This is a genomic window from Paenibacillus glycanilyticus NBRC 16618, assembly GCF_004000805.1.
In the GTDB taxonomy this organism is placed as follows: Bacteria; Bacillota; Bacilli; order Paenibacillales; family Paenibacillaceae; genus Pristimantibacillus; species Pristimantibacillus glycanilyticus.
The window spans coordinates 35,738-58,436 of record NZ_BILY01000004.1; the positions used below are offsets into that span (position 1 = coordinate 35,738).

Here is a 22,699-nt window from a genome sequence, read left to right on the forward strand (position 1 = left end):
TCTGTTAGTTTCCGTATTATCGTGTTCTTGATGTCTTTCGTTCGCCGATTAACGGGAATTCCCCGATCCGAAGCTTTGCTCCGCCATACGGAACAAGCACAAGCTCGGTGACCGGCTGATCATCTGTATTCGGTGCGATTGGCGGAGTTCCTGCATTATTGCCCTCCATTTTCCAATCCGGCACCAGCTGGCCCAATACGGCGAGCTTAACGGGAGACTCTACGGCCAGGAACGGCTGGTATGGAATTTCCTCGCTGCTTGCAACCGCCTTGAACGTGGTATCCGCCAGCAAGCCGTATTTCCACGGGGAAGCCGGGTACACCTCATAATCATGGAACCGTTCGCGCTTCCGCAGCAGCTGCCAGTTCTCTTCCACGGGAAGGGCATAAACAAGAGGTCCGCGTTCCACGCTTACGGCATACAAATTGCGGGAGACGGTCTTCGGCTCCATCGGAAGCAACAGCTCAATGCGGTCCCCGGTCTGCCATTCGCGGTGAATGGCCGCATAACCTTGCTCGATCTCAAGCGCTGCAGCGGTTCCGTTTACCGTAATGACCGGCGATTCGCACCAGCCCGGAATACGCAGCCGTACCGCAAAGCTGGCCGAACGCTCCAGCTGAAGCTCTACTTTTACCCGCTCCCGGAACGGATACTCCCCGGATACCCGAAGCTCGGCTTGCACGCCGCCCGCGACCTTCGTACGAACAAGACAAGGAGCATAGGAAACGGCAGCTAACCCGCCCTCATGGTCTTTCATCCACAAATGGGAAACCAGCTTAGGCCAGCCCTGGTGCATGTTGGCCGTACAGCACCCGAAATTCGGCTCCAGGCCAAAGACGTTGGCATATGGACCGTTGCTCCATGCACGTGGGGCCACGTTGCAAATAATCTGATTCACCTGCTGATCGTATTGATGGGAGGTCCAATCCGCCGAAATGGCGGCAGGCAAAGCGTTAAAGGCTACCTTTTCCAATACGTCGGCAAATTTGCCGTCTCCGAAAATCCGTGTCAACTGCTCCAGCGTGAACATGTATTCCACTACCGCGCATAATTCCACGCCTTGGCTTGGATGCGTGCCAGACAGCCATTCGTCGCCGGAGAACATGCCATGCGCCTGTCCATGATAAGTCATCAGGCTTTCGATTCCGCGGTACACCGCCTCCAGCTCATGGCTGTCCTCGGTCAGCTCGTAGAGCACGCCCGGCGTCTTGAGTCCCATCGCCACATTAACGACATGCGTTCTCCAATCCCACTGCTCGACCTTCCGCCAGAACGGAAAATCGTAAAAGATATCGGTCCAGTCCGTTGTCTGCTCCTTCACGATGGAAGCCAGCTTCAGCAGTTCTTCCTTGCCGGTGCGCTTATACAGCCAGATGAGGCAGAGAAGCAGCTCCGCGCCGCGCGCTTTGGCCCATCCCTGCAGCGGCTGCTCCTCAATCTGCCCGGCTACGTAATCCGCGAATCTCGTCAGGAACGGAATAACCCGCGCATCGCCGGTCGCTTCCTCGTATTGCGTAAAGACCTTGAGCATGATCATGTAATGCCACCAATCCTGCTCCTTGCTTACGTCATTATTGACCGTCTCGATTCGCGCAGGACCAAACATGCCGCTCTCCTGCTGGCTGTTCAGCGCCCATTCCACCCAGCGGTTTGCCTTCGCGATCAATGTCTCATCGTTCAAAATATACGCAAGCGGCAGCAATCCGTCCAAATAATACGGACCACGCTCCCAGCTTTCGCCGTTGCCGCCAATCCATCCGTTATCCGGGCCAACGTCCGGCCAATGCTCCTCCAGATGTCCCGTTAATCCGTCTGCCTGAATCCGAAGCTGGTTGTACAGCCACCCTTCCGCTTGTATGCTGCCGAGCGGCAAAGCCTCAAAGATACTCTTCATGGTTAAGCTCCCTCCCATTCGTCTGTCTCGAATATACCATTGAACGGACCTCCGGCTGGATAGACAATCGCAACTACTATTTGTCCGATCACAACTTAATAGATTCGGAGGGATGTTTACGAATGTCCCGCATTTACTTATACTGGATTCATTCCTGTACAATCGGAGGAGACAGATAATGTTTCATTTTGAATGTCCGCCTATGCCCCACTTCGTTCAAATCGGGGAAGATACGTACCAACCGGGCAGAAAACATCCCGACCGCAGCAGCATCGGCGTGTTTGATCTCCTCTTCGTAACCGAAGGATGCCTGTATCTGGCCGAAGGGGAGAACGAGCTCACCTTGCCGGCCGGTTTTTTCGGCATTTTGCGCCCGGACCTGGACCATCATACCGTCATCCCTTGCAGGGAAGAGACTCACTTCTACTGGCTGCATTTCCAGACGACCGGACAGTGGCATCCCGAGCCTTACGACAAAGAACCCTTGCCGCCTGAGCAAGAGCCTCTTTATCCGCCTATCGAATACTTCTCCTTCTATCTGCCGCGCTCCGGCCCGGTACAAAGCCTCGGAAGAGGAGAAGAGCTGTTCCGCGAGCTTCTTCACCTGTATGAGAATCCGGCCGGAAACTCCCGCTGGCAGGAGCAGCAGCTGTTCCACGCGATTCTCCTTAAGCTTCAGGAGGACAGCAAGGAAAAGACAACGCAAAGCTCCCATCTGCAGCTGGCCGAGGATGCCGCTCTTTATTTGCGCAAGCATTACCGCGACCCGCTAAGCTATAAGCGGATGGCGGAGGAGCTGCATTTTCACGCCAACTATATCGCCTTGTGCATGAAAAGAACGTTTGGCTGCACGCCGCTTGACTATGTCACCCAATACCGGATCGAACAAGCCAAACGGCTGCTTATTCACACCAACGATCCTGTCGGCGCCATTGCGGAGGATACCGGCTTTGGTTCCTTCCCGTATTTCGTCCGCTGCTTCCACAAGCGAACCGGCAAGACGCCTAAGCAGTTCCGGATGCTGTACCGTCAGAGCAAGCCGCCCGCTACCTAGGCGCGAGGAAGCCGTCTCTTTCCAGCTCCGCCATCGCCTCAAGAAGCATCACGCCGCTCAGCTGGCCGCTCAGTTGAACTTCCGGCTCCGGCTCTCCTGCCCAGGATAAGCTGAACAAGCCGGCTTCCGAACGTCCCCTCTCCCACAAGGAGCCCGCGTTATGCCGGATCAGATTGATCCATGGCAGCGACAAATCGGGCTGAATACGGATGAGATTAACCAGATAACGGATCAGAATGCCTTTGAACAGGCCGCAGTCGTCATTCCCCTCGCGCGGCAGCATGCCCGTCTCCGGATCGACCAGCTCCTGGACAGCCGCCCCTGCGGTTCTCTGAGCTTCAACGAGATATCTTTCATCCCCCGTGCAGTTGTACAGCTCAATGCCGGCTCCGATAAAGACGCCTTGGCAATACGTATATTTCCAATCGTAATCGATCTTGCCGTCTCCCAGCCGGTTCATGCCGTCCCAGACGAAGCCGGTCTCCGGGTCAACAAGCCGTTCCTTATTGAATTGGTAGATCCGCTTCGCCCATTCCAAGTCTTCTTCGCGGCGGTTCAACTGATAAATGCGCGCAGCCAGAATGGAGGCCGGAGCATTCGCTGGCGTGTTTTTGTAGTCCAGCTGATCCTTCTTCCACGCCATGCCGCCGCCCATATGATCGTTCCACGCGGTCTTGATATCTTCCCACAGCTCAAGAGCGCCTTCCTTATAGAACGATTTCCCGGTCGCACTATAAGCTCTGAGCAGCGCAAGCGCCATCCATTCCATATCGTCGTAGTAGTTATGAAGCAGCGTATCGCCGTTCCATTTCTTTGCCCCGCGGAATGCCCGCTCCAGCAGAGCCTCATCCTCTTCCGACTTTGTGCGCCCCAGGGAGTCTACCAATACGTCTACCACATGCGCATGCCACCAATAAATCCAGTGATCATTGCAAGTGCCGTTGCATGGCACCACCTGATCCATTACGCCGCGCTGTTCATTCCAGAACAGACGGCGAAAATCCTCCTGCGCGATTGCCGCGCGTTCTGCCCAAATTCCTTGTGCTGCCATCGCCATCAGGACTGTACCTCCTCGGATAATGCCGTGCTTGTCAGACCGCGCTTCTCCAGCACAGCCAGCTGCTCCAGCAGCATAATGCCGCTAAGCTGCGTGCTAAGCGTAACGCGCTCTTCCGGCTGAACGCTCCAGAAGGTGCTGAACACCTTGCGCGCCGGATCGGCACCACGCGTCCAGAGCGCCTGGCCCTGCTGCTCCAGCAGCGCCGACAGCTCGGCCCGATCCTCCGATACGGAAGCCAGCTCGCCCAGATAGCGGATCAGAATGCCCTTGAACAAGCCGCCGTCCCCATCGCCTTCATCCGGCCATAGACCGCCCTGAAGCAGCTCGTCAGCCGCTGCCTTCGCCGTACGCTCCGCATCCCGCAAATAAGCCGAGTCGCCCGTAATCCGGAACAGCTCTACCGCAGCGCCAATATAAACGCCTTGGCAGTAAGTGAATTTCCAGTCCTTATCAATCGAGCCGTCGCCGGTCCGGTTCATGCCGTCCCAGACAAAGCCGGTCTCCGGATCCACAAGGCTTGCCTTCAGCCAATTGTAGATTTTGTGAGCCCACGCCAGATCCTCTTCCCGGCCAAACGCTTGATACAATCTTGCCGCCAAAATAACGGCAGGCGCGTTGGCAGGGGTATTCTTGTAATCGAGCTGCGGCTTCTGCCAAGCGATTCCGCCGCCCGCATGCTCATTCCAGCCGGTTTGGATATCCTCCCACAAGAGAAGGGCCGCACCTTTGTATTTCTCTACGCCTGTCCCCTGATAAGCCCGCAGCCAAGCGATCGCCATCCATTCCATGTCGTCGTACAGCTCATTGGGCCATTCGCCGTTGTTGCGGCTCAATATGCCTTCATAGAAGGCATCCAGCCGCTCCCTGTAGAAGTCGCTTCCCGTGCGGTTCAGTCCATCCGCCAATGCATCTACGGCATGCGCCATCCACCAGTAATGAAAAATCGTATTGCAAGCGCCGTCCGGGCACGGAATTTCGATATCGTACATGTTAATGGAAGGATTCCAATACAATTGCTCCAATGCCTGCTGCGCCTCTTCCGCTCTTGCCGCCCACACCATTGCTCTCACTCTCCCCGTATCCTCTGCCTACTGTAATTGTCCGTTTTTCTCCAATACGGCCATCTGCTCGAGCAGCATTATTCCGCTTAGTTCCGTGCTTAACTGCACGATTGAATCCGGCGCTTCGGCCCATGAATTGCTGAATACCGCTTTATCTTCCGCTTTGCCGTATTGCCATAAGCTGTTCGCGTTGGTCTCAAGCATGCCAATCCATTCTTTACGCTCCGGCCCATCCGGATCAGCGGCAATCAGCTCTCCCAAATAGCGGATTAATACGCCTTTGAACAAGCCCCCGTCGCCGTCGCCTTCCGATGGAAGCATGCCGGTTGCGGGAGACAGGAACGCCTCCTTCAGATGAGCCGCCGTCCGGCGGGCATCCTCCAGATAAGCCTTATCCTCCGTTGCCCGGAACAGCTCAACGCCGGACCCGATAAACACGCCTTGGCCATACGTGAATCTCCATTCCTTGTCGATATTGCCGTCGCCCGTCCGGTTGATTCCGTCCCATACGAGACCGGTATCCGGATCCACAAGCGTCTCTTTTTGCCAATCGTAAATCTTTTTCGCCCAGGCCAGATCTTCCCCGTTATGGAAATGGCCGTACAGCCGTGCCGCCAAAATAGCCGCAGGAGCATTCGCTGGCGTATTCTTGTAATCGGTCTGCTCCTTGCGCCAAGCGATGCCGCCGCCCATCTCCCCGTTCCAGCCGCCTTTAATCTCTTCCCACAGTTCAAGCGCTGCCTGCTTATACTTCTCGTCCTTGGTGGCATCGTAAGCTCTCAGCCAGGCTAACGCCATCCATTCCATATCATCGTAATAATCGTTGATCATCACGCCGGCGTTGCGATCGAGCAGACCTTGATACAGCTTGGCGATTTGCTCCGCGTACCGTTCATCGCCGCTGCGCTCGTAGCCGTCGACCAGCGCATCCACCGCATGCGCCAGCCACCAATAATTAAACGGATCGGTGCATAGCTGAGCAATGCACGGTGCAGCATTGTTGTAGAGCCCGCGCTTGTCGTCCCAGAACGACTTGGTCAGTTCAAGCTGCGCTTCTTCCGCCCGCTCCTGCCAAATGACGGGGGTTGCTGCCGGTTTATCCTTCCAGACCAATGACCAGACCAACGCTATGAGGATAACTGCCGTTGCGCCGGCCAGCCACAAATATCGTTTGTTGCGATTCAATGCGATCAGCCTTTCGTTCCCGTAAAGGCAATGCCCTGTACGAAATACTTCTGAAGCAGAAGGAACAAGACGAGAATGGGCAGAATCGCGATCAGCGCACCGGCCATCATAGGGCCGAAATCGGTCTGATGGTTGAACGAGAACGCCTGCAGTCCCATCTGTATCGTTGCTTTTGCCGGGTCATTCAAGATGATCATCGGCCACAGGAAGCTGTTCCAGCCCGCCTGGAAGGTAAAGATCGAAAGGGTTGCAAGCGCCGGCTTCGTCAGCGGCAGATAAATATTCCAGAAGATGCGGAACTCGCCGGCGCCTTCGATCCGCGCCATTTCCATCATGTCGGAAGGCAGCGTCAGGAAGAACTGCCGCATGAAGAAGACCGCGAATGATCCGGACGCACCCGGCAGAATAATTCCCCAGAAGGAATTCAGGAAGCCGTTGCCTCCTGCACCAAGGATGTCATTTCCGCCAATCAGCGGGAAATGCTTCAATACATAGAAGCTTGGAATCATTGTCACGATGCCCGGAATCATCATCGCCGCCAGCAGGATGCGGAACAGCGGTTTATTCAGCTTGAAGTTCAGCTTGGCGAAGGCGTAGCCGCTGATAGACCCAAAGAACAGGTTGCATAATACGCCCGCTGCGGCCAGGATAAAGGAGTTTGCGAAATATCCCGCGAACGGTACGGTCGTAAACGCCGACCGGTAATGCTCTAACGTAAGCTTGGACGGAATCCACTTGATCGGCACCGAGAAGATCTCGTTGCTTGGTTTAAACGAAGTAATCAGACTCCAGAAAAACGGCAAGAACATTGCTGCCGCTATAGCTATCGCAACCGCGTAGAACAGGACGCCGACCAGAACTCTTTTGAGAGTATAAGAAGGCGGCTTGGGTGCGCGTACTGCAATGGATTTGACAATAGGCTGTGCCATTTGCGTGCCTCCTTACACAATCGGTTCTTCGGATTTATTAATGCGCATGTTAATGAAAGAAAAGATCAGAATCGCCACGGCCAGCACAAACGCTTGGGCAGACGCGTAACCCATCTTGAGCTGGTTGAAGCCCTGGTTATAAATGAGATATACCGGCGTCTTGGTCACGTTGCCCGGACCGCCTTGCGTCAAGACAAAGGCCTGGTCGAACAGCTGCAGCGCCCCGATAATCGCCATCGTGCTGACAAGGAACGTCGTTGGGCGAAGCTGCGGCCAAGTAATATAACGGAACCGCGCAAATGCGGTTGCTCCGTCCAGCTTGGCGGATTCGTACAAGTAATCCGGCACGCCTTGCAGGCCGGCGATATAAATGATCATATTGGAGCCGACCGACTGCCATAACGTCACCATAATAATGGAGAACATCGCCGTCTCGGTCTGAGCGAGCCAAGCCGGACCGGTAATGCCCGCGTAGCTGAGCAGGTTGTTCACCAGGCCGAACTCCGGGTGGAGCAGCCAGATCCAGACGGTGGACGCCGCAACGGCGGAGGTTAAGGTCGGAAGATAATTGAGCGTACGGAATAGCTTGACGCCGAACCGCTTGAAGTTCAGAAGCATGGCAAGCAATAAGGAAATGATGATGTTCAGCGGCACGAAAATAACGGAATAGAAGAATACGTTCTTGAACGTCGTCCAGAACAGATCATCCTCAAGCAGCTTCTTGTAATTGTCGAGCTTAACGAATTCCATCCGGCTGACCACATCGTAGTTCGTAAAGCTTAAGTAGAGCGCCATGACGACAGGAATAATGGTAAAAGCGAAAAACAGCAGCATCGTTGGGGTAATAAATAAGTAGGCCATGCGGGCCTGATGCTGATTCAGCTTGCCCATTGAAGACATCAGCACTCCTCCCTCCTTCGTAGTGAATCCCGTAAGGCCGGCCGGAATAGATAAAGGGAGGTCTCCCTCCCTTTACCATCCGGTCCGCACCACCGGGAGACCTTCAATTATTTCACGTCTTCGTTGTCCGCGAGCTGCTGGTCTCCCCGCTGCTGCGCTTTCTTAAGCGTATCCTCCGCGTTTTGCTTCTTCTGCTGGTACAGCTGCAGGTTCGGAATAAGCGCTTCGGTCTCCATGACGGAGTAGCCAGGGTGAGCCGGACGAGTCTTCGCGAATTCGAGCGTATCGAGGAATGGCTGCCAGAGCGGATCTTCCTTGAAGAACGGATCGTCAAGCGCCGGCTTGTAGCCAGGAATGTTCAAGCTTGTTTTTGCCCACAGAAGCGCGTTGTCTTTATTCGCCGTCCACCACTTGATGAACTCCCATGCCGCTTCCTGATTTTTCGAGGCTTCCGGAATAACGAGGCCAAAGCCGCCCATCACGCCGCCTTTGTCTCCGTTAGGTCCAGCCGGAGGAGGCACAACCCCGAAGTCCAGATCCTTGCCGTATTTCTTATACGTGCTTAGCATCCATGGACCGTTGTAAGTCATTGCAACCTTGCCGGTTGCGAAAGCGTCGGTTCCTTCGCCAAGACCTTGCTCGAAGCCAACCTTATACACTTTGTCCTGGTTCAGCATGCGGTCCCAGAACTCTAGCACGGACAGGCCTTTTTCGTTGTTGAAGTTCGTTTTCTTGCCGTCGTCGGTCAGCATCGAGCCGCCTGCTTGTTGAAGATACATATTAAAGAGTCCGTTATCGGCAAGCGAGAAGCCTGCTACTTCAAGCTTGCTTCCGTTCCATTTGGTTGTCTTGATGGCAGCCTGCTCGAGCTCATCCCAAGTTGTAGGAGGCTGCGTTACGCCTGCGTCGGCCAAAAGTTTTTTGTTATAGAAAAGCGCGCGGGCATCAACGGTTAAAGGAAGGCCGTACAGCTTGTCGCTATTGGACAATTCCTTCAGCGCTTCGCCGTAGAAATCATCCTTGTTCAAGCCGTCTTTCGCCATGAAATCATCGATTGGGTGAAGCACGTTTTTCGGCGCGTACAGCGGCGTCCGCCATCTGTCCCACAGCAGCACGTCAGGTGCGCCGCCGGATGTGGCAGCCGTCAGGAACTTCGTAATCAGATCCTGCTGAAGCACATACTTGACATGAATTTTGTCCTGCGATTTGTTGAAAGCGTCAACCATCGTCTGGAATTGCTTCTGTCCGTCACCGGCCCAGTCGCCCCAGAACGTCAGCTCTACGGCTTTGCCGTCGCCGGAATTGCTTGAAGCGTTATCCGTTTGCCCATCGTTGCTTGCACTCGCATTGCTGCTTTCCGTGCTGTTGCCATTGCTGCTTGTCGTTGTTTTTGCGCAGCCGGCTGCCGTTGCTACTACCGTGACCAAGGCGATCATCGTGATCCATTTTTTCACTTTTCATGCCTCCCTTTTTTAGTAACCCACTATACTGTTTATTTCGAAGGAAGCCTCCGTTAAGCAAAGCCTCCTATGAAACCGCTTTTATTTCGTTTGTACTCGAATCCCGCAATAATCAAGCAGAAGCTCGCTGAACATCATGTTGGCCCACGAGAACCATGGTCGGCTGAACTGATACGGATCATCCGCGTGGAACCCTTCGTGCATAAATCCGGTTCCAGCCGTTGTGGCTTCCATCAGGCTCAGCAATCTCTCCTTCTCGGAACGGTCATTCGTAGTCAACCCCTGCATCGCCAGCGCAATGTGCCAGATGTAACGGTCCGGGGTATGCGGACTGCCGATTCCGGCTGCCGCTTCGCCTTCGAAGTAATAAGGATTGCTGCTGCTTAGCACAAAATCGCGCGTATTGCGGTAGATCGGATCCTCCTGCGAGGTATAGCCGAGATAAGGAATCGACAGAAGACTCGGTACGTTAGCGTCATCCATAAAATTGTAATGGCCTAATCCGTCGGTTTCATAGGCATAAATTTTTCCAAATTCCGGATGATCCGTAATGGCGTAGGTCTGGATGCCTTGATGAAGCTCCCCGCCAAGCTTAGCCGCTCTTGCCGCAAGCTCCTCGTCGCCAAGCACTTCTTCCGCAATTTCCTTGAGATAGCCCAAGACGACAACCGCAAACATGTTAGCCGGTACCAAGTAACCGTATGTACAAGCATCATCGCTAGGACGGAAGCCGCTCCATGTCATGCCCGTATATGCGGTCTCCGTGCCTTTGCCTTCGCGCAGCAGCGTATCCGTTGACGCGCAATTAAAGCGCTGGAACCGGTAAGGCGATGCGCTCTCATGCTGCTGCTCCGTTGTCCAGAGATTCAGAATCGCATCCGCGGCTTGACGGAAGGCGGTTCCAAATTGCGAGGTTCTGCCGGTATTCTTCCAGAGCAGATAGCTGAGCTGCAGCGGGTAGCAAAGCGAATCGATTTCGTATTTGCGCTCCCAGATGGATGGTCCCATATCCGTCAGATCATCCTGATGTCCTTTGCCGGTTGGCCCGTTATTAAAGGCATTCGCGTAAGGATCAAGCAGGATCGAATCCATTTGCCTCCGGACAAGACCTTCAATCAGATCAGCCAGCTCGGCATCCTCGGACGCAAGCACCAGGAACGGGCGAAGCTGCGCGGCGGAATCGCGAAGCCACATAGCTGGTATATCACCTGTTATAACAAATGTCGTGAAGTCCGGCAGGCGCTGAATCGTCGTTTGCAGCGTATTGTGAATGGCCTTCTCGAATATCGCCGACCAATTCGGATGATCCGCTGTTTTTTCCTTGATACGCTCCACTAGTCGCGTTAAGGATGCGGGAATTTCTGTCGATTGCGTCATCAGTTTCGTGCCTCCTTGTTTCCTTTGAACGCTTTTTATAAAACGCTTTCATTTGATATTGCTATTATATTGGCATGTATATGGTATGTCAATATATATTTTTTTGAAAGGTTATACCAACCTTTATACTAATCTACCGGGACTTCGGACGCAAAAAAAGAGCCTCCAGAACGGAGGCTCTTCCTACGCATTTATTTCCGATCAATTTCTTTGTTCAACGGGAACGTTAACCGGGATCTTGAAATAAACATGCATAGCGCAAACATAATGCCGTAAGCAACGAGCGGTCTCCTGTGGAAGATCCACAGCAAAGGGAACATGGTGAAGTCAAAAAAGATAGACCAGCTTAGATTCCAACCGTACTGGTAAATGATCCGGTCCGTCAGCATAAAGAACCATTCCACTCCTACGTATACCCCGATGTATCTCAGGTAGTGGCCGATGATTTTGCTATACCGGTCAGGGTAATTCGAGATAAACATTAACGCCGTAGCAGGGAAAATGACAAAGGTGTATACCATTTCGGTCAAGCTGTGGTTAGGAAAAAAGTCCGGCTTCAGCTTCCAGAGGAAGTGGCCGGCCGTCAAAAAATTATAGAGCAGGTTGCCAATGACAATAAACATCATGGTGTGATGATATCTTTGCCAATGCCGCCAATCCCCGTACCTCCATGCCGCGAGCACGGTAATAACCCCTAGGATCAAATGCACATCGATTGCCCCTCTTTATAGGTCGAGCTCAGATCAGCTCTTGGAATTTTTGTCGGCGACTAAAGTAGTGAGCCAATAAATAGAGACCAAACTGAAGGGATTGCCGGCAGGCTTTCGGGATAAGCAGAATGACTTTATCCGCGTTACTCCATTTCTCCCTGCAAAAATATTGTGCTCTAACCTTATTTTGTTATTCCTTGCCCGCCATGAAAAAGCGCAAATAAAAAAACCTCCGCAAAGGAGGCTTTTGTGTACTTGAAAACTAGGATGGGGCCGGACCTGTCGAGTCGCTGACAACAAGCGCAGCATCCAGCAGAATTTTATTCGGTACGGATTGCCCGGCCCACAGCTTAAGCACGTTCTCGAAAGCAACGCGCCCCATCTCGTGCTGATTCTGGCTAAGGTGGGTAAACGGGTAACGTCCATTGGTTTCCGGACAGTCGAAGCAGACAATCGAATAGTCCTTAGGCACGGACTTGCCCATCTGCTGCACCGCCTGAAAAGCGATCTGCCCGATATTGAATTCCGTCGCAAACAGCGCCGTTATCTGCGGGTGCTTGTTCAGATGGCTGATCAGCTTCTGAATATCCTCCTGCTTGTTCTCCTCCGTATTGTGCTTCGGAAGCGTAGACGTAATATTCTCCATCCAGATCTCCCGGTCAACAACTATCCCCTTCTCCGCATGGGCTTGTATAAACCCTTCGATCCGCTCCTCGATAGCGGTTGTGTCCACCGGCGGAGGCGTCAGGAATGCAATTGATTTATGTCCAAGCTCAAACAAGTAGTTTGTTCCGTCCTTGGCGGCGCCTACATTGTCCGTTGCAATGGAGCTGGCCGAGATCCCCTTCAGATGGCGGTCGACAAGCACAAACGGGAACTGGTTAATGACCAGCTTCAAAATTTCGGCATTAAAGTATTCGCCTTGCGCCGGGAAAATAATGAGTCCGTCCACGCCAAGCTCCAGCAGTCCCTTGATTGCCTCCTCTTCGAGGGCTGGCATGCCGAACGTACGCCGAAGAACCAGGTAGCAGTTATGATGGCGGGAGGCTTCCTCCATGCCGTAAATCAGCCCGTTGCCGTAGCTGTCCGCAAAATCGGTAATGACAAGGCCAATCAGCAGCTTGCCGTCTTCCTTGCGCGCCTTCTGTGCCGGGGTCCCGGCTGCTGCCTGCTGCTTCGGCTGCGGCGCCGGCTGATCCGATACGAAAGAGCCGCGTCCCGGCTGCCGGATAATATAGCCTTCGTTAGCCAGAAGCTCCAGCGCCTTCTTGCTCGTAATCCGGCTCACGTTGTATTCGTCGCCCAGCTCCTTCTCCGAAGGAACCCGGTCGCCCGCCGTATATTTCTTCTCTATAATGTCTTCGCGGAGTGCTTCGAAAATCCGTTCATACATCGGTTTCGATGATTCGTTCATCCTGTTCGTTCCCCCGTCTTCCCTCTGACAAGTGTTTATTATATAACAATATATCATGATATATGTTATTTGCCAAGATGAAATGACATATCAACTGCAGAATAACGACAACTCAAAAAGCCTGTATTCCCGGTCGGGAGACAGGCTTTCAACAACGATTACATAGCTAGATCGGCATTTCCTTGCCCGTATAATCGACAAAATTGAACTTGCCCTTCGGCACGAGCTGACCTTCGATCATATCCAGAATACCCTTCGCGCTTTGGCGCGGATCGGTAGGCGCGTTCTCCCCGCCCATGTCCGTCTTCATCCAGCCCGGATGTACGCTAAGCACTTGAATGCCCCGCTCCCTTACGGCGGATAGGAGCTGCTGCGTGAACATATTCAGCGCCGTCTTCGAGATGCCGTACGGGTAATCACCCGGATAAGCATTCGAGATGCTGCCCGCTTCGGAAGAAATATTGATGATGGCTCCATGCTTCTCCGTTACTAACGGAAGGAAATGCTTTGCGACCCGCATTGGCCCAAACAGATTAATATCGAAGGTTTTAGCGACTTCCTCGATATTCAACTGCTCAATCGGGGTATTGCGTTCTACGAGAATGGCGGCATTATTGACGATTGCGCCAATGGCTCTTCCTTGCTGCCGCAAGGTCCCCGCTAACGCGGCAACTCCCGCTTCGTCCGTAACATCCAGCTCCACAAGCTCCAGCTGCCCGCCGTATGGCTTGGCAAGTTCGGCAAGCTTGCCCGGCGCCGCGGTATCGCGCACGCCGGCAAGAACATGATGCCCGCGCTCCAGCGCTTCGGCAGCGATTTCGTAACCCAGACCTCTATTGGAACCCGTAATAAGTATATTCACAGCGCAACCTCCTCCTTAATCTTCCATTCTATTAACTATAGCATAAAGGCATGTACACATACCTTAGCAGATTCTTTGATAATATAAGGAGTTCCTATTAAAAAGGCTGAGCAGATAGAGCTGCTCAGCCTAGGGAAGGTTACACCCTGGATCTTTAGATCTTTTCCAGTAAATTATCGATGGCCTGCGCAATTTCCGAGCGGGTGCCTTGACGACCCGGAGCGAATTGCCCGTTGCCGTCCCCTTGCATCAGGCCGGCCGCGCTGGCTTCGGCAATCTCCTTTTTCGCCCAGGCGGCTATTAGTGCCGCATCGGCATACCGCGTCCTGCCGGCCTCAGCCTCCGGCAATTCGCCGCCTGCAAGCTTATAAGCTCTCAGCAGCATGACGGCCAGCTCCTGGCGGGTAATTGGAGCGTTCGGGTTAAAGCGTCCTGAAGCATCTCCTTGAATGAGCTCCGCTTCATAAGCGGTGGCTAATTCCTTGCTATACCAGGCACCTGCCGGAACATCCTTAAATCCGACTGCAGAGGAGGTCCCGTTCCCGCTCAGATTTAGCGCACGGACAATCATAGTCATCACTTCGGCGCGGGTGCCCTTCCGTTCAGGAGCAAACTGCTCCTCGGTCACCCCGTTAACGACATGCTTCGCCGACAGCGAAGCAACGGCTTCGTAGAACCAGCTCGAGCTTCCTACATCCAGGTAGCTCTTCTCGTATTCAAATACGGCAAAGGTGCCTGAGGTATTTAATTCAGCCGTAAAGCTGCCATTTGAAGCCTTGTATCTGCCGCCCGCATACTTCCACTGACTATTCTCGCGGTCATAGACATACAAACCAAGCAGCTTACCCTTTAGCTTGGGAGCTGACACTTCAGACTCCACTTCAGCCTGAAGATGGGACTGAGCGGATGTCAGCAGCCTTCCGTCCATTGCCTTCAAATTCAGCTCAATGGAATAGACGGTACCTTTAAGCTTCATGGCTGGCGCAACGGCAGGCGCTGCGGCGGACGGCAACGGCTTCAGCTCAAGCTCCATATAGGCTCCGGCCGGCGCCGAACCTGCAAGCTTCTTCAGCGTATCAGGATTCCACTGCAGCGTAAGACCGCCGCTTGCCCGAAGCGCTAGTTTATTCGTGCCGAGGCTGCCGATGAGCGAAACAGGGAGCAATACGCGGTCCGTTCCTTTTTCCAATAAGATGGCCACTTGACCGTTTGCGGCGTTGTTCACATCCTGTTCGGTTACGATGCGACTGCCCTCAGACGGCGGTATAACCGTCGTGCCCCCGCCTGATCCCGCACTGCCGTTTAGATCAAGCTGCTGTACCTGCCCTTGCTTCGGATCGCGGTCTACGACCAGCATCGTCCAATAATCTACTGACGGAACATCAATCGCAATATGATCGCCATTCCAGGTATAAGCCAGCTCCGTCATGGCGCCTTCCCCACGGTCAGGGGTAGCCGCAAACACCTTAAGCCCCGCAGCTTCCTGCTTGGTGACGCCAACCGCATAATCAACCTTCAGATCGCCTTGCTTCTCCGGCTCGTTCGCCGCGTTTCTCCAGTCGGAGTCGTTATTGAGCAAATTAACAAGATGGATAATATCGTAATGTTCATAGCCTTCGTTCGAAGCATTCCTGCGGACGGTATACCAGAGCGTATTTTCCGAGCCGTCCTTGCTTAGCGCCAGATCGTTTCCTCCTGCGGTTTTAACGCCAATTGTAGCGTCAGAATCGGCCTTACTGTCGAAGAGCAGGTTCTCGTACGCCGCGAAAAACTTGTAATAATCCTTCATCGCTTCCTTCGTGCTTTCCGTCATCTTCTTGCTGCGGTTCGGGTAATACTCGTGAGCCAGCATATTTGGCCCCTCCCCGAGCTTCTCCGCCGTGCCCAGCTCGATATGGGTGGCTCCCATAGATGCCAGCGCCGCATCCATCAAGCGCACGGAAGATTCGTCGAAATAGCCTGCCGTTACGCCGCGCAGCTGAATCATGCCGGGTTCATCGTCCTCTTCCATCTTAAGCGTCACCGTGTGCTGCCCAGCCGTCATATGCGGGATAATCACGTACCCGTCGCCGCTGTAACGGTCTTTGTTGTCCGTCCCCGATAATCCCAGCTTAAGAGTATTCCCGTTTGCATCCTTGGCTCTTACGCCATCTATATAGATGGAACGGGTCGTGAACGCCCCCGGGTTGGAATACGTAAAGATCAGGCTTTGCTCTCCGGACTGCGGGATCGTGACCGGATAAGTGACCTGCTGTCCGACTTCGCTGAAATTCATTACCGTGTCTTTGTATAACGAAAACGGCGTTTCCGTGTTTAAGCTTTCCGCCTCATAGGAGCGCTCGGCAAGGCTGCCGCCTCCTGCTGGAATAACCTTCAGCTTGTCCAGCTGAATGCCGCTGTCGCTGCCTTCAAGCATCTTGATCACTACCCGGTTTGCGCCTTTTTGAAGCTGTACTCCGCTTAACACGGCTTCGCCCCATTCGTCGCTAGCCGTAGGCGCAAAGCTTACCGTCTGACCTGCTCCGTCCCCGATATAAACCGAGCGGCTTAGCGGCACAACATCCGACCCGTTATTCCGGTAGAACCAATGCAGATCATAGCTTCCCGCTTCCTCCGCGTCTACGTTGAACGCAAGCCGGTCGTTTTCGTTGTTAAAATCGGAGGCATAACCAACCACCGGAATGACGCCTCCGCCAGTCACCGCGCTTCCCGTGCTGTATTCGTAGCCGCCGGCCAGCAGCCCGCCGACATTCGTATATTGGCCGCTGGATTCCATCCGGAGCGTAATCGCATGATGGCCGGCCGGAACCGCTGCCTCCAGCGCCATCCGCTGCATCGCGCCGCCCCAGCCGCCAGGCGTTTTCGGGAACAACACCTTTTGCGCGCTCGCCGCAGGCTCGCCGTCTACCAGCACGGACATCGTTGGGCTGTTGTCGCCATGATAGAGCACCGTAATCCGATCAACGGCATCTGCCAGATTCACCTCATAGGTTATCGTTTGACCGGCCTGACCGAAATTATCCGTCTTGCTCTCATTGTAGGAAATACTGTTCGTCTGCGGGATATCCGCATATAGCGCCTCGTACTTTTTGTCCCCGACAGTCATATACCGCAGCTTGATGCCCAGATCATCCGTTGGCGCCTTCAACATAACCGTATTATCGCCAGCCTCCAGATGAACGGTCGCCAGTCCACTATGCGTAACAAACTTATCCCAAGTGCCGTTGCCATGGAAAGCAAGGCTGCCCTGAGGCTGATCGTTAACGACCAGGTCCCGGCTTACCGTCTGCCAATCCGACGCGTAGCTGAAGCCAAGCGGATAATCGCCCGCTTCCGGCACGCGGACGCGGAACTTCAAATAATCGCCTTTTGTATCGAAATAGTAGACGTTGCTGTACTGATCGACGATAGTCGTATCCAGCTTGGCGTCCACCGCTTCGTAACGGTCGTTCACGCCGCTTCCCACCACGTCCAGGCTGGCCAGGTTCAGCCACAGGTTGTTCGTATTGAGCGTCAGCTTAACCGTGTTCTCACCGGCTTTAAGCTCCGCCGGCACTGTGTATTGCGCGGTTGGATTCCCCCAGCCCGTATTGACCGAAAAAGGAATAGCGCCTTCCGCAACCTCGCCGTTTACGGACAGCTTGCCTTCCGGTCCAGCCGTCCCGTTGCCTTGTCCGTAATTCAGAACAAGATTGTAACTCCCTGCTTCCGGAACGGTTACGGTAAAGGTCACCGCGTCGGCATCCTTGCGTCCGAAGTTGCCAACCCATCCGTAAGCCTTTGTTATCCGGGACTGGTAATCGACAGTGGCCGGAACATCCTCCGCTTCCGTTCCTCGGGTCGTTACGCCGGTCGCCTGCTTATAGTTCATATAGCCCGCGATAACCATCGCTTTGCCGCCGTTTGCGGAGCGCGTACCCTCCACAACCTTCTGAAGATCGCGGTATTGATTCCGGTCCTGCCAGATTTCGCTGTAATCAAAGTCCGTCTTGGTGGCCGGATTCGGCACCGCGCTGTATTCCGCATTGCCGCCGACCATGTTGAAGGTCACATCGTTTCTATTCGGGTTATTGACGGTCAACGAATTCTTGACCGCGTTAATCAGCTTATCGTAATCAAGCGAATAATACCGTTTGTTGCCGTTGTAATCATACAAATAGTCGTTATCGTTTGCTCCCCATTGGTCCAGATGAATGCCGTTAAAGCCAAACTCGTTTACCGCGCGGTTAAATTCCTTCGCAATAAAAGCCTGCCACTCCGTATTGCCCGGATCCTGCAGGAACAGCGACGTCGGATGGCCGTTCACGTCAAACGTAAATCCGTTCTGGTCCTTCTGCGGGTTGCCCGTATCAAGCGGGAACTGCGCCGACTTGTTATACAGCCCCCATAGCGGGCTGACGCCAAAATCCTCATAACTCTCCCTCGCGGCATAATTCATCTCGTAAGCCATCGCGGCAGAGCCGTATTTCTGGGCGGCTGCCACCTGCTGCTTCACCGACATCGGAAATAATTCGCGTCCGAGCAAATCCGTGTAATGCGTATCCGCATCCATCGTTTCCGTTATGAAATTTCCGTTCTCGTCGGTAATAGGCTTGCCGCTGCTGTCCGTTTTGGAATAGACCGATACATCGTGCCGCCACATCCAATCGTAAAACTGGTAGCCGTTCAAATAGTAGTCCTGGGACAGCTGCTTCAGCTTCGCATCGCTTTGCTCCGCCTTTTCCTTCGGAAACTCGCCGACATAGCCGTACCTCGGGTACTTCTTCCAATCGCTGGACACATCGATGGCAGCGGTTGCAAAATCATCGCTGGCCGCCCCTTTTATCCAAGCCTTCACCAGATAGCCCTTATAGTCCTCCGCCGGCGGCTTCCACTTTACCTGCAGCTCTCCTTGCCCCTGCAGGACCGTAACGGCCTTAACGCCTTTGGCCACAAGCTTGTTTAACTGATAAATCTCCACATTGAGCTCGCCGCTCCAGGAGCTGTCGTCCTTCAATGCGAAAGTCAGCGTTGCCTCTTCGCCGGGCGTATAGCGGGCCTTATCCACCGTCAGCGAAGTAATCGCTTTCACGAATTGGCGCTGTTCACTGCTTGTCGTTTCGGCATAAGCCTTCGCCGTATGTTCACCGGCTGCCGCTTCGAATACCGGCACCGCGCCTTGCAAGGCAACTATAGCTGCAAGCGACTGCAGCAGGGTTTTATTCAGCTTGTTCATCGTATCCTCCTAAAATGAAATTCGTATGTCTGCCGTTCTAAATAAGAAGGGTATAACCGCTGTGGATTATACCCTTCATGCTGCTTATTTGCCGTTTGCCGCGCGCCAAGCGTCAAGCTGTTTTTGCGCTTCGGCGATGACTTTGTCCACGCCTGCCGCTTTTTGCTTCTCGAGCAATTTCGGAATGTTCTCCTCCGGATCCAGCTGACCGGATTTCAGTCCGTCAACAAAAGCTTTGTTAGCATTGTCGATGGCGATAATCTCGTTCTTCACCGGTTCCGGATCAAAGATAAAGCCAAACGTACGGGCTGGACGGCTCGAGACCATCTCGTTAAACTTCTCGTAGTTCTGATATTTGTTCGGATCTTCGCCTTCGCGGGTGTAGTTCAGCATCTGGTTGCCGATCTGCCACATAATATCGTGATAGAAGCCCGTGTCGTTTGTTGTTTTGCCGTCAGGCAGCGCGATTTGGCCGTTCTTCAGCACGTAATGCTTACCCTCTACGCCGAAGTTGAACAACGTCAGAAGCTTTTGATCCTTGAAGAACAGGTTCAGCAGCATCATGGCACGTGCCGGGTCTTTCGACGTTTTGGATATAGCTTGCATCGTTGCCGTCATTTTGCCGGTTTGCAGTCTGTCGACGTTTAACGGGATTTGGATCATTTCATGGCCGGCTTTAATAGAGGCGTTAGGCGCTATAGCTACCGAGCCGATCTCCATATTAGCCAAAATCTCCATATCGCCTACCAGGGCGAAAGCTTTGCCAGCCTGGATTTTCTTCCATGCATCAAGTCCCGGAGTCAACGCGTCTTTGTTAATAAAGCCCGCTTTGAACCATTTGTGGGTCAAGTCGGCAAGCTCCTTGTAACGAGGCGTTTCAAAAGAATTAATGACATCAAGGCTGCTCGGATCCGTATTTAACGTGTTTACCGCCGCTACGCTCGAGATTGTATCCAGCGTGCCCGACGAATAGTAAGCTTCAAGCGGGAAGCTTGGCGCCGCCAGCGGCGTTACGCCCGGCTCATTATCTTTAATGATTTGAAGCAAAGGCTCCAGATCTTCTACTTTGCCGGATTTCAGAGCGGATAGGTCCATGTTGTATTTGTCGACCAGCGCTTTGTCGAGATAGACCCCTTGCGAGCCGCCCAGCTCCTGATGCGTATGAATGCCGTACAGCTTGCCGCCGCGTTTGGCCGGCTCGTGGTAATCCTTTTCCACCGCCTCGATATCCGGGCCGTATTGGGCAAGCAGATCGTCAAGCGGAAGCAATCCGCCCTTTAATACCTGCTGGTTATAGCCTAACCAATCGGCCGTGAAGAGCAGGTCGAACTTCTCGTTGGAGGCCATCATAAGGTTCGTCTTGTCGTTCCAAGCGCCCCAGTCAATCGGATTCAGCTTCACCGTCATATTTAATTCCGGGTATGTTTGCTTCAAATAATCGTTCATTCCGGTCTGTACGCTAGCCAGATCCGCTTGCGGCGCGTCCGGGTACACCATCACGACCTCATAAGGATCAAGCGCCTTCGCTGCGTTTTTTGCCGGTTCCGCCGAAGTATTCGCCGAGCTCGAAGCCGTATTCTCTTCCTTGTTGCCGTTTGAGGCTTTGTTCGTCGACGAGCATCCCGTTGCGGCAAACGCAATCGCAAGGATAAGCGTCAGAAGAACAAGCGAGCTTTGTCTAAACCTTTTCATTAAAGTGACCTCCCCAAAATGATCAAGCTTAAGTTCTGTATACTAAACCGAAGCGAGTTCGGACTTAGCCTTTGACTGCGCCTACCGTCAGCCCTTTGACGAAATACTTCTGCAGGAACGGAAACACGAACACAAGCGGTCCGATCGCCACCATCGCCATCGCCATCCGGATCGATTCCAGCGGCTGCGTCACATTGGCGGTATTGCTGTAGGCCTTGTTCGCGATGCTTTGCAGGAACGAAGCGTTCATCAGCGTTTTGTTAAGCAGATACTGCAAGGAGTACAGCTTCTCGTTATTGATAAACACCAGGCTTGTGAACCAGTCGTTCCAGTAGGAAACGATAGTGAACAGCCCGATCGTGGCCATAACCGGCAGGGATAGCGGCAATATGATGCTGAAGTACGTCCGGTACTCGCTCGCGCCGTCAATCTTAGCCGACTCGACAAGGGACGGCGGAATGCTGTTCGTAAAGAACGTCCGGATAATAAAGACGTTGAAGCCGCCGATTAACCCCGGTATGATAAGCGCAAGCAGCGTATCCTGCACATGAAGGAACCGGGTATAAACCAGATACCAAGGCAGCAGTCCGCCGGAGAACAGCATGGTGAAGAATACATAGAAACCTAGTGCATTCCGATACGGAAACTCAGTTCGAGACAAGGCGTAGGCCATGGCCGAAGTAATCAGCAGACTGATGACAACGCCGGTAAGCGTAACCGTGATCGTTACCCCGTACGCTCTCGCGATATTCGCGGAATCATGGATCAGGTAACGGTAGGCTTCCCAGTCGAAATGCTTGGGCCAGAACGTGTAGCCGTTTCGCGTTAGATCGTTCTCATTGGTCACCGATACCATAAAAACAAGCCAGAACGGAATGAGACAAGACAAACTGAACAAGGTTAAGAACAACAGGATAAACGGGTTTGTGCGATTATTCGTCTTCATGCTTGGCCCCCTAGAACAACGCGTTTTCTTTGCTGAATTTCTTCACGATATAGTTGACCGTAAGAACAAGCACAAAGCCAACGACCGATTGAAGAAGACCTGCGGACGATGCGAGCCCCGTATCGCCGGTTACCAGCAAAGCGTTGTAGACGTAGGTATCGATAACCTCGGTTGTTTCCTTCAGCATCCCCGAAGCCATCGTCGCTTGGTAGAACAAGCCGAAATCCGCGTTAAAAATCCGGCCTACCGCAAGCAGCGTCAGAATAATAATGACCGGCGTGATGAGCGGTACGGTTATGCCGGTCATCTGCTTCCATTTGCTCGCCCCGTCAATGCGGGCGGCTTCGTAATACTCCTGGTCGATGCCAACAATCGCGGCCAGATAGACGATGGCGGAGTAGCCGACCGTCTTCCACGTATTGACGATCGTGAGAATATACGGCCAATATTTCGGCTCCGCATACCAGGCAATCGTCTCCTTGCCCATCGGTTCGAGAATCGACTTGTTAATAAAGCCAAGCTCCGGATTCAGGAAGCCGTAGACGAGGTAGCCAACGATAACCATTGATACAAAGTTCGGAAGAATGGCGGCACTCTGGAAAAACTTCGACAGCACCTTCCGCCTGACCTCATTGAGCAGAATCGCAAGCAGTACGGCCAATGCCGTATTGATGACCAGAAAAGCGACATTGTACAAAATCGTGTGCTTAATGATCATCCATGCGTCATTGGAGGCAAACAGGAACTTGAAGTTCTGCAGTCCTACCCAATCACTGCCCCATACGCCCTTCGTATAATTCAGATCCTTGAACGCCAGGAAAATGCCGAACATCGGAAGATAGTTATTGATAAATAGCATGATAATCCCCGGTATCGCGAGAATAATCAATGCGCGATGCTTCAGCAGCCGTCGCAGCACGGGCATGTGTTTCACCTTCTT

The 22,699-nt window shown here is 53.4% G+C and carries 16 protein-coding genes; 1 reads left to right on the forward strand and 15 read right to left on the reverse strand.

Features of this window, described 5'->3' with window-relative positions:
* Positions 1–16: 16 nt before the first annotated feature.
* On the reverse strand, positions 17–1,894 hold the full coding sequence (locus tag PGL01S_RS03895) for a beta-L-arabinofuranosidase domain-containing protein (RefSeq protein WP_174806524.1): 1,878 nt from the start codon (positions 1,892–1,894) through the stop codon (positions 17–19).
* 178 nt (positions 1,895–2,072) lie between these two features.
* Here PGL01S_RS03895 and PGL01S_RS03900 point away from each other — a divergent pair, with 178 nt between their 5' ends.
* Entirely contained in the window at positions 2,073–2,948 is an 876-nt protein-coding gene (locus PGL01S_RS03900) for a helix-turn-helix transcriptional regulator (RefSeq protein ID WP_127491614.1), read from the forward strand.
* Here the strand turns inward: PGL01S_RS03900 and PGL01S_RS03905 are convergent.
* From PGL01S_RS03905 to PGL01S_RS03965, 14 genes are all read right to left on the reverse strand, one after another.
* Positions 2,941–4,005 carry a glycoside hydrolase family 76 protein gene (locus tag PGL01S_RS03905; RefSeq protein ID WP_244935500.1) on the reverse strand — a complete coding sequence of 355 codons (1,065 nt, stop codon included), beginning with the start codon at positions 4,003–4,005 and terminating at the stop codon, positions 2,941–2,943. The two genes, PGL01S_RS03900 and PGL01S_RS03905, sit on opposite strands and share 8 nt — an antisense overlap.
* The gene (locus PGL01S_RS31195) at positions 4,005–5,069 is read right to left on the reverse strand and encodes a glycoside hydrolase family 76 protein (protein WP_244935509.1); all 1,065 of its coding nucleotides are present in this window, start codon (positions 5,067–5,069) and stop codon (positions 4,005–4,007) included. Before PGL01S_RS31195 ends, PGL01S_RS03905 begins: the two co-directional genes overlap by 1 nt.
* Before the next feature lie 27 nt (positions 5,070–5,096).
* The gene (locus tag PGL01S_RS31200) at positions 5,097–6,254 is read right to left on the reverse strand and encodes a glycoside hydrolase family 76 protein (protein ID WP_244935501.1); all 1,158 of its coding nucleotides are present in this window, start codon (positions 6,252–6,254) and stop codon (positions 5,097–5,099) included.
* A 5-nt stretch (positions 6,255–6,259) separates the two neighbouring features.
* Positions 6,260–7,183 carry a carbohydrate ABC transporter permease gene (locus tag PGL01S_RS03915; RefSeq protein WP_174806525.1) on the reverse strand — a complete coding sequence of 308 codons (924 nt, stop codon included), beginning with the start codon at positions 7,181–7,183 and terminating at the stop codon, positions 6,260–6,262.
* Between the two features lie 12 nt (positions 7,184–7,195).
* Positions 7,196–8,083 (reverse strand): carbohydrate ABC transporter permease, encoded by an 888-nt coding sequence (locus PGL01S_RS03920; RefSeq protein WP_127491616.1) that lies wholly within the window; start codon positions 8,081–8,083, stop codon positions 7,196–7,198.
* A 107-nt stretch (positions 8,084–8,190) separates the two neighbouring features.
* Entirely contained in the window at positions 8,191–9,537 is a 1,347-nt protein-coding gene (locus PGL01S_RS03925) for an ABC transporter substrate-binding protein (protein ID WP_127491618.1), read from the reverse strand.
* Between the two features lie 87 nt (positions 9,538–9,624).
* Positions 9,625–10,920, reverse strand: a complete 1,296-nt coding sequence (locus tag PGL01S_RS03930) for a glycoside hydrolase family 125 protein (protein WP_127491620.1) — start codon at positions 10,918–10,920, stop codon at positions 9,625–9,627.
* A 191-nt stretch (positions 10,921–11,111) separates the two neighbouring features.
* The gene (locus PGL01S_RS03935; protein WP_127491622.1) at positions 11,112–11,630 is read right to left on the reverse strand and encodes a CBO0543 family protein; all 519 of its coding nucleotides are present in this window, start codon (positions 11,628–11,630) and stop codon (positions 11,112–11,114) included.
* 262 nt (positions 11,631–11,892) lie between these two features.
* Complete coding sequence (locus PGL01S_RS03940) at positions 11,893–13,044, reverse strand: GntR family transcriptional regulator (protein WP_127491624.1); 1,152 nt, start codon at positions 13,042–13,044, stop codon at positions 11,893–11,895.
* 166 nt (positions 13,045–13,210) lie between these two features.
* Entirely contained in the window at positions 13,211–13,906 is a 696-nt protein-coding gene (locus PGL01S_RS03945) for an SDR family oxidoreductase (protein ID WP_127491626.1), read from the reverse strand.
* Positions 13,907–14,060: 154 nt separating this feature from the next.
* Complete coding sequence (locus PGL01S_RS03950; protein WP_127491628.1) at positions 14,061–19,121, reverse strand: glycoside hydrolase family 66 protein; 5,061 nt, start codon at positions 19,119–19,121, stop codon at positions 14,061–14,063.
* Between the two features lie 84 nt (positions 19,122–19,205).
* Positions 19,206–20,813, reverse strand: a complete 1,608-nt coding sequence (locus tag PGL01S_RS03955) for an ABC transporter substrate-binding protein (RefSeq protein ID WP_127491630.1) — start codon at positions 20,811–20,813, stop codon at positions 19,206–19,208.
* A 64-nt stretch (positions 20,814–20,877) separates the two neighbouring features.
* Entirely contained in the window at positions 20,878–21,759 is an 882-nt protein-coding gene (locus PGL01S_RS03960; protein ID WP_127491633.1) for a carbohydrate ABC transporter permease, read from the reverse strand.
* A gap of 10 nt (positions 21,760–21,769) precedes the next feature.
* The gene (locus PGL01S_RS03965; protein ID WP_127491635.1) at positions 21,770–22,684 is read right to left on the reverse strand and encodes an ABC transporter permease; all 915 of its coding nucleotides are present in this window, start codon (positions 22,682–22,684) and stop codon (positions 21,770–21,772) included.
* Positions 22,685–22,699: the final 15 nt, after the last annotated feature.

Coding starts and splice junctions, on each gene's coding strand:
- PGL01S_RS03895 (WP_174806524.1), bottom strand. CDS start 1,894: ATGAAGAGTATCTTTGAGGCTTTGCCGCTCGGCAGCATACAAGCGGAA.
- PGL01S_RS03900 (WP_127491614.1), top strand. CDS start 2,073: ATGTTTCATTTTGAATGTCCGCCTATGCCCCACTTCGTTCAAATCGGG.
- PGL01S_RS03905 (WP_244935500.1), bottom strand. CDS start 4,005: ATGGCGATGGCAGCACAAGGAATTTGGGCAGAACGCGCGGCAATCGCG.
- PGL01S_RS31195 (WP_244935509.1), bottom strand. CDS start 5,069: ATGGTGTGGGCGGCAAGAGCGGAAGAGGCGCAGCAGGCATTGGAGCAA.
- PGL01S_RS03915 (WP_174806525.1), bottom strand. CDS start 7,183: ATGGCACAGCCTATTGTCAAATCCATTGCAGTACGCGCACCCAAGCCG.
- PGL01S_RS03920 (WP_127491616.1), bottom strand. CDS start 8,083: ATGTCTTCAATGGGCAAGCTGAATCAGCATCAGGCCCGCATGGCCTAC.
- PGL01S_RS03930 (WP_127491620.1), bottom strand. CDS start 10,920: ATGACGCAATCGACAGAAATTCCCGCATCCTTAACGCGACTAGTGGAG.
- PGL01S_RS03940 (WP_127491624.1), bottom strand. CDS start 13,044: ATGAACGAATCATCGAAACCGATGTATGAACGGATTTTCGAAGCACTC.
- PGL01S_RS03950 (WP_127491628.1), bottom strand. CDS start 19,121: ATGAACAAGCTGAATAAAACCCTGCTGCAGTCGCTTGCAGCTATAGTT.
- PGL01S_RS03955 (WP_127491630.1), bottom strand. CDS start 20,813: ATGAAAAGGTTTAGACAAAGCTCGCTTGTTCTTCTGACGCTTATCCTT.
- PGL01S_RS03960 (WP_127491633.1), bottom strand. CDS start 21,759: ATGAAGACGAATAATCGCACAAACCCGTTTATCCTGTTGTTCTTAACC.
- PGL01S_RS03965 (WP_127491635.1), bottom strand. CDS start 22,684: ATGCCCGTGCTGCGACGGCTGCTGAAGCATCGCGCATTGATTATTCTC.